At 61.1% G+C, this 15,778-nt stretch carries 16 protein-coding genes; 5 read left to right on the top strand and 11 right to left on the bottom strand.

Annotated features, from left to right (window positions below):
- Nucleotides 1-6: 6 nt before the first annotated feature.
- From GCT13_RS01600 to norR, 4 genes are all read right to left on the bottom strand, one after another.
- A complete protein-coding gene (locus tag GCT13_RS01600) occupies nucleotides 7-1,494 on the bottom strand; it encodes an efflux transporter outer membrane subunit (RefSeq protein WP_152755007.1) in 1,488 nt (495 codons plus the stop codon).
- Nucleotides 1,495-1,530: 36 nt separating this feature from the next.
- Nucleotides 1,531-1,968, bottom strand: coding sequence for a MarR family winged helix-turn-helix transcriptional regulator (locus tag GCT13_RS01595; protein ID WP_152755006.1), 438 nt, complete (start codon nucleotides 1,966-1,968; stop codon nucleotides 1,531-1,533).
- 152 nt (nucleotides 1,969-2,120) lie between these two features.
- Nucleotides 2,121-2,558: a MarR family winged helix-turn-helix transcriptional regulator gene (locus tag GCT13_RS01590; RefSeq protein ID WP_321574139.1), complete on the bottom strand. Its 438-nt coding sequence runs from the start codon at nucleotides 2,556-2,558 to the stop codon at nucleotides 2,121-2,123.
- An 82-nt stretch (nucleotides 2,559-2,640) separates the two neighbouring features.
- Nucleotides 2,641-4,239, bottom strand: a complete 1,599-nt coding sequence (norR, locus tag GCT13_RS01585) for a nitric oxide reductase transcriptional regulator NorR (protein ID WP_152755004.1) — start codon at nucleotides 4,237-4,239, stop codon at nucleotides 2,641-2,643.
- Between the two features lie 131 nt (nucleotides 4,240-4,370).
- Between norR and hmpA the strand changes: the two genes are divergently transcribed.
- A complete protein-coding gene (gene hmpA / locus GCT13_RS01580) occupies nucleotides 4,371-5,552 on the top strand; it encodes an NO-inducible flavohemoprotein (protein WP_152755003.1) in 1,182 nt (393 codons plus the stop codon).
- A gap of 127 nt (nucleotides 5,553-5,679) precedes the next feature.
- Here hmpA and catC read toward each other — a convergent pair whose 3' ends face one another.
- From catC to GCT13_RS01565, 3 genes are all read right to left on the bottom strand, one after another.
- Complete coding sequence (gene catC / locus GCT13_RS01575) at nucleotides 5,680-5,970, bottom strand: muconolactone Delta-isomerase (protein ID WP_152755002.1); 291 nt, start codon at nucleotides 5,968-5,970, stop codon at nucleotides 5,680-5,682.
- A 79-nt stretch (nucleotides 5,971-6,049) separates the two neighbouring features.
- Entirely contained in the window at nucleotides 6,050-6,952 is a 903-nt protein-coding gene (gene catA, locus GCT13_RS01570) for a catechol 1,2-dioxygenase (RefSeq protein ID WP_152755001.1), read from the bottom strand.
- Between the two features lie 60 nt (nucleotides 6,953-7,012).
- Nucleotides 7,013-8,170 carry a muconate/chloromuconate family cycloisomerase gene (locus GCT13_RS01565; RefSeq protein WP_152755000.1) on the bottom strand — a complete coding sequence of 386 codons (1,158 nt, stop codon included), beginning with the start codon at nucleotides 8,168-8,170 and terminating at the stop codon, nucleotides 7,013-7,015.
- Between the two features lie 90 nt (nucleotides 8,171-8,260).
- Between GCT13_RS01565 and GCT13_RS01560 the strand changes: the two genes are divergently transcribed.
- Nucleotides 8,261-9,154 (top strand): LysR family transcriptional regulator, encoded by an 894-nt coding sequence (locus GCT13_RS01560; protein WP_152754999.1) that lies wholly within the window; start codon nucleotides 8,261-8,263, stop codon nucleotides 9,152-9,154.
- A 5-nt stretch (nucleotides 9,155-9,159) separates the two neighbouring features.
- On the opposite strand, the gene GCT13_RS01555 is transcribed toward GCT13_RS01560, so the two are convergent.
- Complete coding sequence (locus tag GCT13_RS01555; RefSeq protein WP_321574138.1) at nucleotides 9,160-9,654, bottom strand: hypothetical protein; 495 nt, start codon at nucleotides 9,652-9,654, stop codon at nucleotides 9,160-9,162.
- A 179-nt stretch (nucleotides 9,655-9,833) separates the two neighbouring features.
- Nucleotides 9,834-11,063, bottom strand: a complete 1,230-nt coding sequence (locus GCT13_RS01550) for a YbfB/YjiJ family MFS transporter (RefSeq protein ID WP_152754998.1) — start codon at nucleotides 11,061-11,063, stop codon at nucleotides 9,834-9,836.
- A gap of 387 nt (nucleotides 11,064-11,450) precedes the next feature.
- On the opposite strand from GCT13_RS01550, the gene GCT13_RS01545 reads away from it, so the two are divergent.
- The 3 genes from GCT13_RS01545 (at nucleotide 11,451) to GCT13_RS01535 (ending at nucleotide 13,874) form a co-directional block, all read left to right on the top strand.
- Nucleotides 11,451-11,882: a cupin domain-containing protein gene (locus tag GCT13_RS01545; protein WP_152754997.1), complete on the top strand. Its 432-nt coding sequence runs from the start codon at nucleotides 11,451-11,453 to the stop codon at nucleotides 11,880-11,882.
- 413 nt (nucleotides 11,883-12,295) lie between these two features.
- Nucleotides 12,296-12,781 carry a DUF3331 domain-containing protein gene (locus GCT13_RS01540; protein WP_321574137.1) on the top strand — a complete coding sequence of 162 codons (486 nt, stop codon included), beginning with the start codon at nucleotides 12,296-12,298 and terminating at the stop codon, nucleotides 12,779-12,781.
- Between the two features lie 421 nt (nucleotides 12,782-13,202).
- Nucleotides 13,203-13,874, top strand: coding sequence for an FMN-dependent NADH-azoreductase (locus GCT13_RS01535; RefSeq protein WP_152754996.1), 672 nt, complete (start codon nucleotides 13,203-13,205; stop codon nucleotides 13,872-13,874).
- A 106-nt stretch (nucleotides 13,875-13,980) separates the two neighbouring features.
- Here the strand turns inward: GCT13_RS01535 and GCT13_RS01530 are convergent, their stop codons facing one another.
- Both GCT13_RS01530 and GCT13_RS01525 read right to left on the bottom strand, forming a co-directional pair.
- Nucleotides 13,981-14,538, bottom strand: coding sequence for an RrF2 family transcriptional regulator (locus tag GCT13_RS01530; RefSeq protein WP_152754995.1), 558 nt, complete (start codon nucleotides 14,536-14,538; stop codon nucleotides 13,981-13,983).
- A 115-nt stretch (nucleotides 14,539-14,653) separates the two neighbouring features.
- Nucleotides 14,654-15,580: a LysR family transcriptional regulator gene (locus tag GCT13_RS01525; RefSeq protein ID WP_152754994.1), complete on the bottom strand. Its 927-nt coding sequence runs from the start codon at nucleotides 15,578-15,580 to the stop codon at nucleotides 14,654-14,656.
- Nucleotides 15,581-15,778 lie beyond the last annotated feature (198 nt).

The following is a 15,778-nucleotide window of genomic DNA, read 5'->3' as shown; positions in this document are numbered from 1 at the left end:
TGCCGCTCAGCGCGCGGCGACGGAAGGCGTGTTGGGATCGGACGCATTCGACGCATCGACGAAGCCGCCGCCAAGCGCAGAGGCCAGCGCAATCTGCTGATCGCGGCGGTCCATGCGCAGGTTCGCGACGGCCTGATCGGCGGAAAGCGCGTTCACGTCGGCATTCAGGACCGTCAGCTGGTTCGTGAGACCGGCCTTGTACTGCACCAGCGCGAGCTTGTCGGCCTGGCGCGCGGCATCCTGCGCGTTCTGCGCATCGACGAGCTGCCCATCCGTCGAGCGCACGTCGGCGAGCTGCGTCGCGACTTCGCTCAATGCGCTGACGAGCGTCTGGTTGTAGGTCGCAACGGCATAATCGAAATCGGCGTAACGGCCCTTCAGTTGAGCGCGCAATTCGCCCGCATCGAAGATGGGCAGATGGATAGCCGGACCCACCGACGCCGTGCGGCTCGCTGCAGTCAGAAAGCGGCCGAAGCCGAACGCGTCGAGACCGATCGCGGCGCTCAGGTTGATGTCGGGATAGAACTCGGCCTTCGCTTCCTTCACGTCGTGCGTCATCGCATCGACGCGCCAGCGCGCGGCCACGATATCGGGGCGGCGGCTCACGAGATCGGCGGGCAGGTTGTCGGGCAGACGCACTTCGTCGCCAATGCCGAGCGTCGGACGCGCGATCTGCAAGCCACGGTCCGGCCCCGCGCCGAGCAGCGCGGCGATCTGATAGCGCGTCGTGAGAATCCGACCGTCGAGCGCCTTCAGCGTCGCGCGGCTCGTCGCGAGATTGGCCTGCGCGGTCTTGCGCTCGACTTCCGTATCCAGCCCCGTCGCGATGCGGCCCGCCGTGATGCGGTCGATCTGCTCGCGCTGCGTGATCTCCTGTTGCGCGATGTCGCGCAGCACATACAGGCGCGCGAGCTGGTTATACGTGCGGGCGATCGACGTCGTCAGCGTCAGCTTGACGAGTTCCGCGTCGGCCTGGCTGGCCTGGAGTTGCGAGACAGCCGACTTCAACGCTTCGCGGTTCTTGCCCCACAGATCGAGATCGTATGAAGCGCTCAGCAGGCCCTTGTTTTCGGTCTGCCACGAACCGCCGTACGGAGGCGGCACGAGCGCCGTGCTGGAAAACTGCTGGCGCGTGAGCGAGTAGCTTGCGTCGACGCGCGGCATCGTGCCCGCTTTCGCCGTTTCGCTAAAGGCCGAAGCAGCCGCGACGCGGGCGCGCGCCTGGTCGAGCGTCGGGCTGCCCTTCAGCGCTTCGTCGATCAGCGCCTTCAGTTGCGCATCGCCGAACTGATCGGCCCAATCAGCGGCGGGCCAATGGCCCTGCTCGGCGGGAATGCTCTGCTGCGTCGCGTACTGCTGCGGCTCGGCCGTCTTCGCGTCGCTGTGGATGCCCACGTAGTTCACGCACGCCGACAGCACCGCCGCGAACATCACCGACACACCCACTTTCAGCGCCCGCGACGCGCGTTGTCCGGCATTTGACTGATTGCTCATTTTCTGACCTATCAGATAATTGGATAAAAAAATCATTCAATCGACGAGGAATTTGCGAAGCAGACGGCGCAGTTCATCGAATTCCGCTGCAGTGAAGCGCTCGAGCCGCGCATTCAGCACATCCGGCGCGATCTCGGCGATACGCAGCGCGACTTCGCGGCCCGCATCCGTCAGTTCGAGATTCACGACGCGCCGGTCGTCGCTGCTGCGCGAGCGCGTGAGCATGCGGAGCGCTTCGAGCTTGTCGAGCATGCGCGTCATCAGACCCGTGTCGATGCCGAGGTGCCGCGACAGCATCGCCGGTGTCGTATCGACGCCGCGCATCAGCGACAACAAAATGCCGACATGATGCGCCCTGATGTTCAGGTCCTTCACCGCTGCATCCATCTGTGTCATCACGACGTTGCGCGCCTTGCTGATCGCGCAAATGACGTCTTGCGTCAAATGGAAATCGTCTTTCGGATCGTGCAACATATCTGACTCCGTGCTATTTGCAACAACAATAATTGACATGTCAGATACAGTCAACGGTGTACGCGTGAAACTCATTGTTCCATCAGATGCGACAGTCCTTGTCTTTCAGTTGGATAATGCGGGCGCGGGCCGAACGGCCGCGCAGAGCGTGTTCAGTCGCCCAGGAATTTGCGCAGCAAGCGGCGCAGTTCGGTGAGTTCAGCCTTTGTGAAGTCCTTGAGGCGCGCGTTGAGCACGTCAGGCGCGATTTCGGGAATCTGATCGGCGACGGCGATGCCGTCTTTCGTCAGCGAAAGATTGACGACGCGACGGTCCTCCTGATCGCGCGAGCGCACCAGCAGCCCTCTCGCTTCGAGCTTGTCGAGCATGCGGGTCATCAGCCCCGTGTCGATGCCGAGCATTTTCGACAGCTCGAATGGCGTCGACGCGAGTTTCTGTCTGAGCATCAGCATGATGCCCATTTGCTGGCCGGAGATGTCGAGTTCCTTGAGCGCCGCGTCCATCTCGGTGACGATCAGGTTGCGCGCCTTCACGAGCTGGAAGCCGACGCTCTCCCTCACCTTGAAATTGTCTTTGGTGTAATGACGCACGCGAGGCCTCCTGGAACAAACGCGATCTGACTGACTTATCAGATACTACCAAATCAGGTCTCGTGCGCCGCTTGAAACATGCTCACTTCAATCCGAGACGCTTCGCGAGCCGGTTCAGGTTCGCGCGATCCATGCCGAGCGTGCGTGCGACGGCGGCCCAGTTGTGGTTGTTGCGATCGAGCGCCTCGCTGACGAGCGTGCGCTCGTAAGCCGTGACGGCGCTGCGGAAATCGGTGGCGCTCGCTTCGGCCGTATCCGTCGAAGACGAATGCAATGCAGGCGCGGCCAGATCGCCGCCCGGATTCGCCGACATGCCGAGGTCCGCAGCCGTCAGCGTCAGAATGCGTGGCCGCTCGCGATGGCGCGACAGCGCCTTGAACGCGCTGCGCCCGATCATGTGCTCCAGTTCGCGCACGTTGCCCGGCCAGTTGTACGCAAGCAGCGCGGCCTGCGCGTCGTGGGCGAGCCGGATGCTGAGCAGCCCGAGCCGCGCGCGGTTCTCTTCGAGGAAGAAGCCCGCGAGCAGCAGCACATCGCGTCCGCGTTCGCGCAGCGGCGGCACGCGCAACGGATAGACGCTCAGCCGGTGATACAGGTCCGCGCGAAAACGTCCGGCGCGCACTTCTTCGGCGAGGTCGCGATTCGTCGCGGCGATAAGCCGCACGTCCACCTTGTGCTCGCTGTCCGAGCCGATGCGCTGCAACTGCCCGTTCTGCAGCACGCGCAGCAGCTTCGCCTGCACGCCGAGCGGCAGCTCGCCGACTTCGTCGAGAAAGAGCGTGCCGCCGTCGGCCAGCTCGAACTTGCCGCTGCGATCCGACGACGCGCCCGAGAACGCGCCGCGCACGTGCCCGAACAGTTCGCTTTCGACGAGCGTATCGGGCAACGCCGCGCAGTTGAGACTGATCATCGGCTTGTTCGCGCGCGGCGAGCCGCTGTGAATCGCGTTCGCGACGAGTTCCTTGCCGACGCCCGTTTCACCCGTCACAAGTACCGTCAGCTCGCTGTTCGCGACGACGCGGATTTCGTTGACGAGTTGCTGATGCGCCGCGCTGCTGCCGATCAGTTCACGGCTGCTCTGCCCGCTCGCCTGTCGATACGCCTCGGCGCGCTGACGTTCATCTTCCGTGTTGCGCTCGAGCGTGTGGATGCGCTCCGCGACGCTCACCGTGGCCGCCGCGAGACTCAGAAACGCCTGCAGCGCGTGCATGTCGATGCTGTCGAAGCGCTCCGGGTCGAGCGCATCGAGCGTCAGCAGGCCCCACGGCCTGCCGCCGATGAACAGCGGACAGCCAAGGCAATCATGCACTTCGAGATGGCCGCTCACGCCCTGTACCAAGCCATCGTAGGGATCGGGCAAAGCGGAATCGGCGGGAAAGCGCGTCGGCCCGCGAGTCGAGAGCAGCGCTTCGAAACGTGGATGATCGCCGACGCGAAAGCGCCTGCCGAGCGTATCGCCGCTCAGGCCATCGATCGCGAGCGGAACGAGGGTGTCTTCGTCGAGACGCAAAAGGGCCGCAGCATCGCCGGGAAAAAGCGTGCGCAGCGTCGTCAGCAGCCGGCGATAGCGCTCGCGTTCCGGCAAGTCTCGCGTCAGATCCTCGACGAGCGGCAGCAGCGCATCGAGCACTTCAGATGCAGTCAGTTTGACTTCGTACGAAGTCTGTTTAACCCTTGTCATATCCACAGATGATTTTTCTAACCCCTTGATTTTACGACGCTCGCGAGCTGGCCCGATACCTGCTTTAGGTGATTACCCGAGACCCGCCGCATTGGTGGGCGCCGATCACCCCAACCGCGAGGAACAAACTCATGCTGTCAGCCGAACAACGCGCAATCATCAAGGCAACCGTGCCCCTGCTCGAAAGCGGTGGTGAAGCGCTCACCACGCACTTCTACAAAGTCATGCTGTCGGAGTACCCGAGCGTGCGCCCGCTGTTCAACCAGGCTCACCAGCAATCGGGCGACCAGCCGCGTGCGCTGGCGAATGCGGTGCTGATGTATGCGCGTCATATCGATCAACTCGAACAACTCGGCGGACTGGTTTCGCAAATCGTCAACAAGCACGTCGCGCTGAACATCCTTCCCGAGCATTATCCGATCGTCGGCGGATGTCTGCTGCGCGCGATCCGCGAAGTGCTCGGCGCGGAGATCGCAACGGATGCCGTGATCGAAGCATGGGCTGCGGCCTATCAGCAATTGGCCGACCTGCTGATCGGACTCGAAGAGAACGTGTATGTCGAAAAGGAAACGGCCAATGGCGGCTGGCGCGGCACGCGTGAGTTCGTGGTGGCGCGCAAGGTCAAGGAGAGCGATGAGATCACGTCGTTCTATCTGCGCCCGGCCGACGGCGGCGATGTGCTCGAATTCCGTCCGGGTCAGTACATCGGACTGCGCCTGGTCGTCGAAGGTGAAGAAATCCGCCGCAATTATTCGCTGTCGGCTGCGGCAAATGGCCACGAATATCGGATCAGCGTGAAGCGCGAGCCGAACGGCAAGGGCTCGAACTTCCTGCACGACTCCGTGCACGAAGGCTCGACGCTGGACCTGTACGCGCCGTCGGGCGATTTCACGCTGGATAACAGCAACAAGCCGCTCGTGCTGATCAGCGGCGGTGTCGGCATCACGCCGACGCTCGCGATGCTCAACGCCGCGCTGCAAACGTCGCGTCCGATTCACTTCATCCACGCAGCGCGTCACGGCGGCGTGCATGCGTTCCGCGATGTCATCGACGCACTCGCGGATCGTCATCCGCAACTCAAGCGCTTCTACGTGTATGAAAAGCCGCGTGCCGACGATGAGGCGCATCACGCGGAGGGCTTGCTCGATGAAGCGCGTCTGATCGAATGGATGCCCGCGACGCGCGACGTCGATGTGTATTTCCTCGGACCGAAGCCTTTCATGAAGGCCGTGAAGCGGCATCTGAAAGCGATCGGCGTGCCCGAGAAGCAGAGCCGTTACGAATTCTTCGGGCCTGCTGCCGCGCTCGACTGATCAAACTGGTTTTTGTTGTAGTGGTTGTTGTCTGGTAGGGCTACCCTAGTAGTACTTTGGAAGAGACGCGTGCCTGGTCTCTTCCTTTTTTGTTTTTACGGCCCTGGCGAAAACAAAAACAAAGCCGTTAGCGATCGTCTTCGTGAATCGACGACGGATGCCGGCATATCGCATCGACTTCGATTTCCATATACGGATAGAGCGGCAGCTGTATGAGCAGATCATTCAGCTGCGCGGGACTTTCCACGTCGAACACGCTGTAGTTCGCATACAGTCCGGCGATACGCCACAAGTGTCTCCAGATTCCTTCTTTCTGCAGCCGGTGCGCCATGGCCTTTTCATTGGCCTTCAATTCGTTCGCGCGCTCCACAGGCATATCGGGCGGCAGCTTAACGACCATCTTCACGTGAAATAGCATTCGGGTACTCCGCTTGTTTCGAGTGACTTTCGGATGATTGCGCGACATTCGCTACACGCCGCGTTTTCAATGCGCGCGATCAGGCGCGAGCACGCTCCACTTCGCTCGTCGGCACGTCGTTGCGTTCCTTGACGAGATTGAAGTCGAAGTCTATCAGCGCGAACTGGCCGTCGATACCATACGGCTTGCCCGTCGCGCCCTCTTCCTTTTTCAGCGCGGGCACGAGGCCTTCGCGCGTGGCGAACGCGAAGTCGTCCCAAAGATACGGATCGCCTTCGATATTGATCTGCGTCGTCAGCTTGCGATAGCCCGGCGCCGACACGAAGAAGTGAATGTGCGCGGGACGATGACCGTGACGGCCGAGCAGATCGAGCAGCTGCTGCGTCTTGCCTTCAGGCGGCACGCTATAGCCGATGGGAACCACGCTGCGGAAGCTGTAGTTGCCGTTTTCATCGGTGCGGATCGAGCGGCGCAGGTTGTATTCGGGCTGCGACTTGTCGAAGTGCGAGTAGTTGCCGAGATGGTTCGCATGCCACACTTCAACCAGCGCGCCGCGCAGCGGCTGACCGTCTTCGGCGAGCACACGGCCACGCATCACCAGCGTTTCGCCCGGCTCGTTGCCGTTGTCCAGACGCGCATGGCCCGTCGATTCCGGCGCGCCAGCCACATACAGCGGACCTTCGATCGTGCGCGGCGTGCCACCCGCGATACCTGCATTCTTTTCCGCTTCGTCGAGACGGACGTCCAGGAAGTGCTCGAAGCCAAGACCCGCCGCCAGCAGGCCGAGCTCACCGCTTTGCCCCGCTTCGCCGAGGTAATTCAGCGCCGACCAGAATTCGTTCGGCGTCACATCGAGTTCATCGATCGTGATGAACAGATCGCGAATGATGCGGTTGACCACCTGCTTCGTACGGGCGTTGCCTTCGTGCGTGGCGCTCTCGTTGATCGTGTTCAACAGGGCGTCGATGGCTTTGATTTCCATGGGGATGTCTCCTTTAGTCCAATCACTGACGACGATGCTTAACGGGCCGTGTCAGCACCGTCATAGCTTCACTACACGCGCGCCGCGCTTCGCATCGCGGCGCAATCTCTCGATCTTGTCGAGGTCGAGTTGAATGCCGAGGCCCGGGCCTTGCGGCAACTTCAACGCGAAGTTCTCGTAGCGCAGCGGCTCGACGAGAATTTCTTCGGTGAGAAGCAGCGGCCCGAAAAGTTCGGTACCCCACTTCAATTCGCGGAAGGTACTGAACAGTTGCGCAGAAGCGATCGTGCCGAGCGCGCCTTCCAGCATCGTGCCGCCATACAGGTCGACACCCGATGCGAGCGCAATTGCGGCCACGCTCGCCGCGCCCGTCAGGCCGCCCGACTGCGCGATCTTCACGGCGAATACATCGGCAGCGTGAGTGCTCGCGAGATCGAATGCATCGACGGGGCCGTGCAATGCTTCGTCGGCCATGATGGGCACCTTCGACAGATGCGTGAGACGCTTGAGGCCGCGTCGATCTTCGGCGGCAATTGGCTGCTCGATCAGATCGCAGCCTGTATCCGCGAGCCGCTCGATGGCCCACATCGCTTCGGCCTGGCTCCACGCCTGATTCACATCGACCCGCACTTGTGCACGGTCGCCCACGGCGGCCTTGATCGCGGCAACATGCGCGACGTCGTCAGCGGGCACACGCGTGCCGATCTTCAGCTTGAACACACGATGGCGCTTCATTTCCAGCATCTGATGCGCTTCGTCGATATCGCGGCCCGTGTCGCCGCTCGCAAGCGTCCACGCGACTTCGACGGAATCCGTCACGCGGCCGCCGAACAGTTCCGACAGCGGCACGCCGAAGCGTCGAGCTTGCGCGTCGAACAGCGCCGTTTCGATCGCGCACTTTGCAAAGCGATTGCCTTGAAAGCTCTCGCGTAGCTTCGTCATGATCTGGCCGGGGCGCGCCGCATCCATGCCTTTGAGCATCGGCGCGAAGTAGGTGTCGATATTGGTCTTGATGCTCTCGGGGCTTTCCTCGCCATAAGCGAGACCGCCGATCGTCGTCGCCTCGCCCCAGCCCGCTATACCATCCGCGCATTGAATCCGGATCAGCACAAGGACCTGGCAATTCATCGTAGCAACGGACAGGCGATGCGGCCGGATCGTGGGAACATCGACGAGAATGGTGTCTACGGCTTGTATCTGTATGGGGCTTGGTATCATACGGCTCTCCTGCTGTTGGTCCCATACTAGGGGTGCCAGCGGAATCCGTCCAAGACCGATTGAGTCTATTTCCATACCTTCAGGGCATAGATGGAACTGCGCCAACTTCGCTATTTCGTCGCGGTCGCGGAAGAAAGGAACTTCACGCGCGCCGCCGAACGGCTGAACATGACGCAGCCGCCCCTCTCGCGGCAGATCCAGCAGATCGAAGACAGCGTGGGCCTTGCGCTCTTCGAACGGGGCGCGCGCCCGCTCAAGCTAACGGAAGCCGGACGTGTCTTTTACGCGCAGGCCAAGCGCCTGCTCGAAGAGAGCGACGAGTTGCTGCCTCTCACGCGACGCCTCGCGCAACTCGCCGAGCGCATCGTCATCGGCTTCGTGCCGTCGACGCTGTACGGCCCGTTGCCCGACGTGATCCGCGCATTCAGGGAAGCGGCGCCGCTCATCCAGATTTCGCTGATCGAGATGTTCACGATCGAGCAACTGAGCGCGCTAAAAGGTGGACGCATCGATGTCGGCTTTGGTCGGCTGCGTTTCGACGAACCGCAGTTGGCGCGTGAGGTGCTCGTCGAAGAGACGCTGATCGCCGCATTGCCCGCCGGCCATGCGCTCGCGGAAAACGGGACGTTGACGCTCGATGCGCTTGCGAAAGAAACGCTGATCATCTATCCGTCCACGCCACGGCCCAGTTATGCGGACCAGCAGCTCTCCGCCTTCCGCGATCATGCCGTCGAACCCGCGGCCGTCCATGAAGTACGCGAGTTGCAGACGGCGCTCGGCCTTGTCGCCGCGCAGGTCGGCGTGTGCCTTGTGCCGGAAAGCGTCAGAGGTTTGCGCGCACGAGGCGTGACGTATCGTTCGCTCGACGACGCGCAGGTGTCGTCGCCGATTATCATGAGCCGCCGTCTGCAGGATCAAAGTCCCACGACCGATCTGTTCTGCTCGATCGCACGCGATCTGTTCAGGCGACCGCTAACCGTCTAGTACATTTAGCGTTGCTCGAGGGTATCGGAAGAAGACTCGCTGACGACATTCCATGCGACGACTGCCATGCCGCGAGAGCGCGATGCACGCGAAAGGCCCAACGCGAGCAAAGCACCCGCCTTGAGCAGACATTCGATCAGCGACTGCGAGAACACCCACACCGACTCGTTCAGTTCGACAGGCAGTCCGGGTACGATTGCGACGAGGCTCAGTCCGCACAGAAAAGAAAATAGCCACTGCGCGCGCCTGACGCCACGCACAGCCGCAACGCCTATTACGGCCCAGAGAATCTTTGCGATCGCGAGCGCTGCGATGCCCAGGTGGCCCAACGAAGGGTCGAGTTCGGCAGGCGTCTCGATCAGCGACCAGCCGCAGACGCCGAGAACGAAAAGAGTCGGCGTGAATGTCAAGCGTGTGCGGCTGCGGTGCGTGCGCGCTTGCGGCAGAGCGTCGGCGTCGTCGAGGACGCTCCCGAGTGAACGATCTGCCCCGGCCTTCACGATCGAACGCCTCCTGTCGATGTCATCCCTGCACGAACCATACGAGACTGAATGATCGAATTGTCGTATGTCAAAAGCAGGAGCGGTAGTTAATCTTTGTTAAGTCAAAGCACTCCATCTTTTATAGACGATTCGGCCGGCGGCGTTTTCAAGAACCAAAGTGCCGCTCGTGAAAACCACTATGTGATGCTCCCGTTTTGTTCAGACTCTCGCGCGAGCCACGGCGCCACGCAGTCCGCGACGACAACGAACGTCAGCGCCACCGCGCCGATTGCAAACAGCAAACGATGATTGCCGCCACTCGCGTTGAAGATTGCCGAATATGCGTAGCCAGCGATCGCCTGAAACGCTGCAAAGGTCGTCGTCGCGCGGCTCCACACGACGTGCTGCTTGCCGTGGTCATGCACGACTTCGTGGATGCGCGCGAGCATCGTCGGCACGATACCGGGCGGATAGCTGCCGATCAGCAGCGTCAGCGCGCCGACCAGCACCCTGTTGCTCGACATCGCAAGCGCCGCAACCGCCACGACTTGCAGCAGCGACAGCACGCGGATAGCGAAACGTCCGCCCAGGCGGTCTGCGACCAAACCATATACAGGCGCGCCGAAGATCGCGCCCACGCCATAGAGAATCCAGTACGACGCACCGATGTGCGCGCCCGCGTCGAACCCCTGCGCGATGAAGTCGACGAGAAAGACCATCGTGGGAACGAGGCCGAGCGCCATCAATGCGTACTCGACGTAAAGCGCGCGGACCGCCGAAGGCTCGCGCGTCTTCACAGTGTGAGACGCCGATGAAACGTGCAACGCGTGCGTTGCAGACGGCCATCCATGCCATGTTGCCAATGTCAGCGCGGCGGACACGGCGGCAATGCCGATCCACGTATTCTGCAAGCCGAGGTTGAGCAGCAGAGGAACGATCGTGCCCGAAGCCGCGATGCCGACGCCGAGGCCGAGAAAGATCGCTCCGCTTGCAAGCCCCTTGCGAGCCGCGGGCACGTGCGGCAGCACGGTTGCGGCGACCAGCACCATGATCGTTCCGCCCGCCACGCCCGACATCAATCTCCAGAAGAAGAACCACGCCACCGATACCGGAAACGCACACGCAAGAAACGCCGCCGTAACGAGCAACATCATCGCTCTCAATGCCGACGTGTTCGTCACGCGATGCGCAAGAGGGCGTCCGAGCAGCGCGCCGATCAGGTAGCCCGCGAGATTGGCCGCGCCGAGGTACACGACATCCGATGCCGCGAACCAGCGCGCTTGGATCAGCGGCGGAATAAGCGGCGTATAGGCAAAGCGAGCGAGTCCGATACCGACGAGACTCGCGCTGAAACCCGCAAAGATATGTCGCCATACGGCGATACGGCCCGCGCCGGCCGTCGACGAGAGGGATGCATCTGTAGACATGGTGAAGAGTTCCGCTTGAAGCCGCGCGCTGCGTGGCGGTTTTTCAGGGAGCGGAACGAGCCGCTCGTTATGTTTGACTCTAATGTCAATGATGACGATTCTAGACATGCTTGACAAACATCGCAAGCGGAATGTGACGTTGGCATCCACACGTCGAACCGTCGATCGATTGCGATGAGCAGGGACCAACATCTCGCTATATGGGAAAGCGGGCGCGTTACGGATCTTTCATACGTTCACGGTGGCACGCGGGACGTTGCTTGCACAGTTCCAGCAAAGCGTTTACTCTCTGAACTACGATTTACTTAGTCGCAGTTATAAACGCACGTTCGTATCCGACTTCCATCGTCGCAACCATCAGAAATGCTTTGTATCGGAGAGTAGAAAATGAATTTCGTCGAGACCGTTCTCGCATCCACTGCCGCAGCGTGTATCGCGTTCGGTGCATCGCACGCCGCCCATGCGCATGGCATCGACGGTTCGCACGAGCACATCAGCCCGGCGTTCCAGACCGCCATTGCAAACGTGCCGGGCAAGACCATGACGGCCGTCGTCGTCGACTACAAACCGGGTGGCGTTTCGCCGCCGCATCGCCATGGGCAGGCGTTCGTGGTTGGCTATGTGCTGCAGGGCGAAATTCGCAGCAAGGTCGACGACGGCGAAGCGCGCGTGTATCACGCGGGTGAAAGCTGGACGGAAACACCCGGCGCTCACCATCTGATCAGCGAAAACGCCAGCAAGACCAAGCCTGCGAAGCTGCTCGCCATCTTTGTCGCGGACGACAACGATAAGGATCTCGTGATGTGGGACAAGAAGTAAGCCGAGTGCATATTTGACGCTTATCCAATCAGAGCGACGGAAAGCAAGGCACGCGCGCAAACTTCAAGCATTTGGTTGCCCGTCGGTAGTGGCTATCGGCCACTGGATCGTTGCGCGCCTTTATCCAGCGTGCGATGCACGCGCTCATCGTCTTTGCGACGCGCGTCGACCAACCCCTTACCAGGCGATATTGCCCCTTGATCGGCGAAGCTTAGCTTGCCGTATTGCGGTCCGAACGTCCAATATAGAGTCTGGCGCGTCGATGCCTGAAATCGATGTTGAGCATCGCTGCGCCATGCAGGCATGTCAAACAAATTGCCTTGCGAGCCACACCGTACAACAACGTTGACGTCAGCAGCAGCACCTCGGCCGCGCGATCGCGAGCCGCCAGCCAAACTCTGTGACGGAGGTGAATGATGACTCGTCCGGTCGAAGAAGATATTGTTCGACGCGCATTGGTGGGCGTTTTGATGCCCACACCCTCGACGCTCGAATCAACCAGAAAAGCGCAATACGGTCCAAAGAAGAAATTCCGCATGACCAAACGGCCGCCGCCCGAAGCACTGGAACCTGTCGAAGTGGAACCGCCGCCGGCGCATATTTCAATTCTCGAACTTCTGTCGTCGAAAACGCTTAGCGTGTGCTGGAGCGACCCGCGCTCGGGCCATTACGCGGATCAGGTATGGCGGATCGGCCTCGCGCGCAAGGACGCCTTCTGCGTGCTCACCGGCAGGCCAATTCGACGCGGTGATCCCGTGTTCCGTCCGCGTGCATGCGAAACGTATTTCCCCGCAAACCGCAATCGAATGATTCTGGCGTCGGAAGTGCCCGGGCTATGCGAGGGGCATCGTACTCGATTAGTCTCGACCGTCGATTCGTCCGCGCGTAAATGTATATAAGGAAGTGGAGAAACCTTAGATATTTGTGTGTCGTTGCCATACGCTCGACTTCTTTCCTGTTCAACGGCGGCCAAATGGCCGCTGTTTTCTTTGGCACGTACGATGCATTCCGCGAAACACTGTTTCCCGTTTTCATCATCGATGTTCTAGCCGTCTACCTCGATAACCGCGTAAGCCTCACTGCATAAGGCCTCTCGCTTCTTCACACGAATTCCGGATGCACGACGCCGGGAATCTCCATCCGCATCCTCTCCGTTGCATTGAATTCACAAACCCACTATTCTCGCAACTACGATATCGCTAGTCGCAGTAACAGAGACGTGACGCAAACGAAGGTCCCGTCGCACGCGAATGACGCAGCCGTCTTCTGCCGCCAAAGTGCGGCGCCGGTTTTCAAAAACGTTGCAACTGGAGAGCAAACATGAAGATTTTTCACGTCGATTCGAGCGCTAAGCGCGAGCGGTCCAATTCCCGCGCACTGTCGCGCCAGTTCATCGACAACTTGCGCAGCGAAGGCGTGGAGGTCGAAGTCGATTACCTCGATGTCACTGTCGATACGCCGGCGCACGTCACCGAGGCATTTGCAATTGCGACGTATCGCGACGAACAGGAGCGCACCGATGAAATGCGCGCGACGCTCGCTGCTTCCGACGCGCTCTGCAAGCGCCTCTTCGAGGCCGATGCTTTCGTCTTTGCGATGCCGATGTACAACTGGTCGATGCCGTCCGCGTTCAAGGCGTTCATCGACAACATCACGCGTGCCGGCATCACCTACAAGACGACGGACGATGGGCGCATCGTCGGCCAGTTGAATCGTCAGAAAGTACTGTTTATCACCACGCGTGGCGCGGATTTGCGCCCCGGCAACGTGTTCTCGTCGATGGATGCGTTGACGCCGGCGCTCAAGGCAGCGTTCGGCTTCATCGGTGTCGACGACCCGACCTTCGTCGATGCGCAGCCGCTGCAGTTCTCCGATCAGGAAGCACGCATTGACGCGTTGAAGCGCGCGCATGCGGACCTCGCAGCCGTAGCGACCGATTGGGCGACATGGGAGCGGGAACGCACCGGCAGTGAGCAACTCGAGACAGCGTAAATCATCAGCCGCAAGTATGCGGCCCTTTCGATGCGCAAACAAAAAGGCCGCAGCGTCAATGCTGCGGCCTTTCGCGTCGAACTCGCGGGGAATATGACCCGGCGATCTATCGTTCCGCGTCGTGTGCCCGAAGACGATCGCCGCGCTCCCGGCGCCGGCCAGTCGCACGCCCTTCGAGCCACTTCACGACTTGCGGCCCGAACGTGCGTGGCGCTTTCGCCGATGTACGCGTCGCCAGTTCCGAAAGCGATTGCGATGCCAGCGCCTCGCGCATGCGCTTCTCGGCGTTTTGCATCACAGCGTGGATCGAGCAGACGCCGCTCGACGCCCATGTCGGCGCGGTCTCGCCGAATACCGCGCAGCGCGTGCGCACTTCGCGGCATTCGAACAGTGGCTTGTCGCCGTCGATGGCCGTCACGACATCGAGTACCGAAATCTGGTTCGCCGGACGCGCCAATGCAAAGCCGCCCTTCGCGCCCTCTGTTGCAATGACGAGCCCCGCCTTATGCAGCTTCGTGAACAGCTTCGCGACGTAATCGGCGGGTACGCCTTGCAGTTCCGCGAGATCGCGCACGCTCGCTTCCGTTACGCCCCCTGGCGCCTGTTCGGTCAGGTAAAGCAGGCAGTGCAACCCGTATTCGACGCCCGCGCTGATATGAGACATGTCCACTCCGACTAAATCAATCGCAGTTAGGCTACCTGCTTTTGAATACGGGTGCAACCCGGCAACGCTGCATGCCTGCCGGATTCAGGTCTGAACAATGGAAACGTCTCTCGTGCTAGAGAGGACGCGTGCTGTCTAGTGGGTGCAGTTCGAGCGCATCGTCGACGGCAAGCTCGTGCGCAATGAAGTCGATCAGCGTGCCGACGCGCCGGCTCGGCACGGCGCCCACATAGACCGCGAACAGATCGACGCGTTCGCCGATGAACGAGTCCAGCGCGGTTTCGAGCCGGCCGGACATCAGTTCGTGATAGATGTCCCAACGGTTCTTGAGGACCACGCCATAGCCGTTGACAGCCCATTCGCGCAACACGCTGCCATCGCTCGCGACGCGGTTTCCCGATACTTTCACCGACACCTTCTTGCCGTCGATGATGAACGGCCAGTCCGACAGCGGTCCATCGGGCCGCGCGAATATCAGGCAATTGTGCGAAGAAAGTTGCGACGGGTGCATCGGTTTGCCTTGCGCCGTCCAGTACGACGGCGCCGCACAGACGACGAGCGGGCCCGTCAGCAGCAGCCGCGCCTTGAGCCGCGAATCGATCAGGGGTCCGTTGCGCAACGCAAGGTCCAGACGCTGATCGACGAGATCGACCACGCCGTCCGTCAACAGCAGCGACACCTGCACTTGCGGATGCAGGCCCATGAACTTGTCGAGCAATGGCACGACGCGGGTCCGGCCGAAGTCGTTGCTGGCCGTGAGACGGATCGGTCCGTTCAACGGGCCGTCGTCGCGCAGGCTCAGTATTGCGGCATCCCAGTCGGCGAGCACGCGGCGCGCATCGTCGAGAAAACGTTGACCTTCGTGCGTGAATGACAGTCGCCGGGTCGTGCGCGTAATGAGTCGCGCACCGACTTCTTCTTCCAGCTTTTGCAGCGCAAGCGTGACTGTCGAAGTCGAGATCGTGCTCTTTCGCGCGGCCGCGGAAAAACTCCCGGCTTCGGCGATTTCGACAAACAGCCTTAACGCGTCCAGCCGGTCCATCTTCGTGTCCGTTCGAAAGAGTCGTAGCAGTATGGGTTATTGCTTCGGCGGCTCTTGCTATATACGCGCGCGCATATGGCGACGGTGGCACGCCATGGGCGCGCGCCACGAATCGACATCTGAGTATCGAATAATTCGATCGGTGTCTAAAGACAAACTAGCGCCGAAATCGGTCCATTAAGGCTTTTCCCGAGCCCA

It is taken from the genome of Paraburkholderia franconis (assembly GCF_009362735.1).
In the GTDB taxonomy this organism is placed as follows: domain Bacteria; phylum Pseudomonadota; class Gammaproteobacteria; order Burkholderiales; family Burkholderiaceae; genus Paraburkholderia; species Paraburkholderia franconis.
The sequence above is the reverse complement of the archived record's forward strand: the minus strand, read 5'-3'. Positions and strand labels throughout refer to the sequence as shown.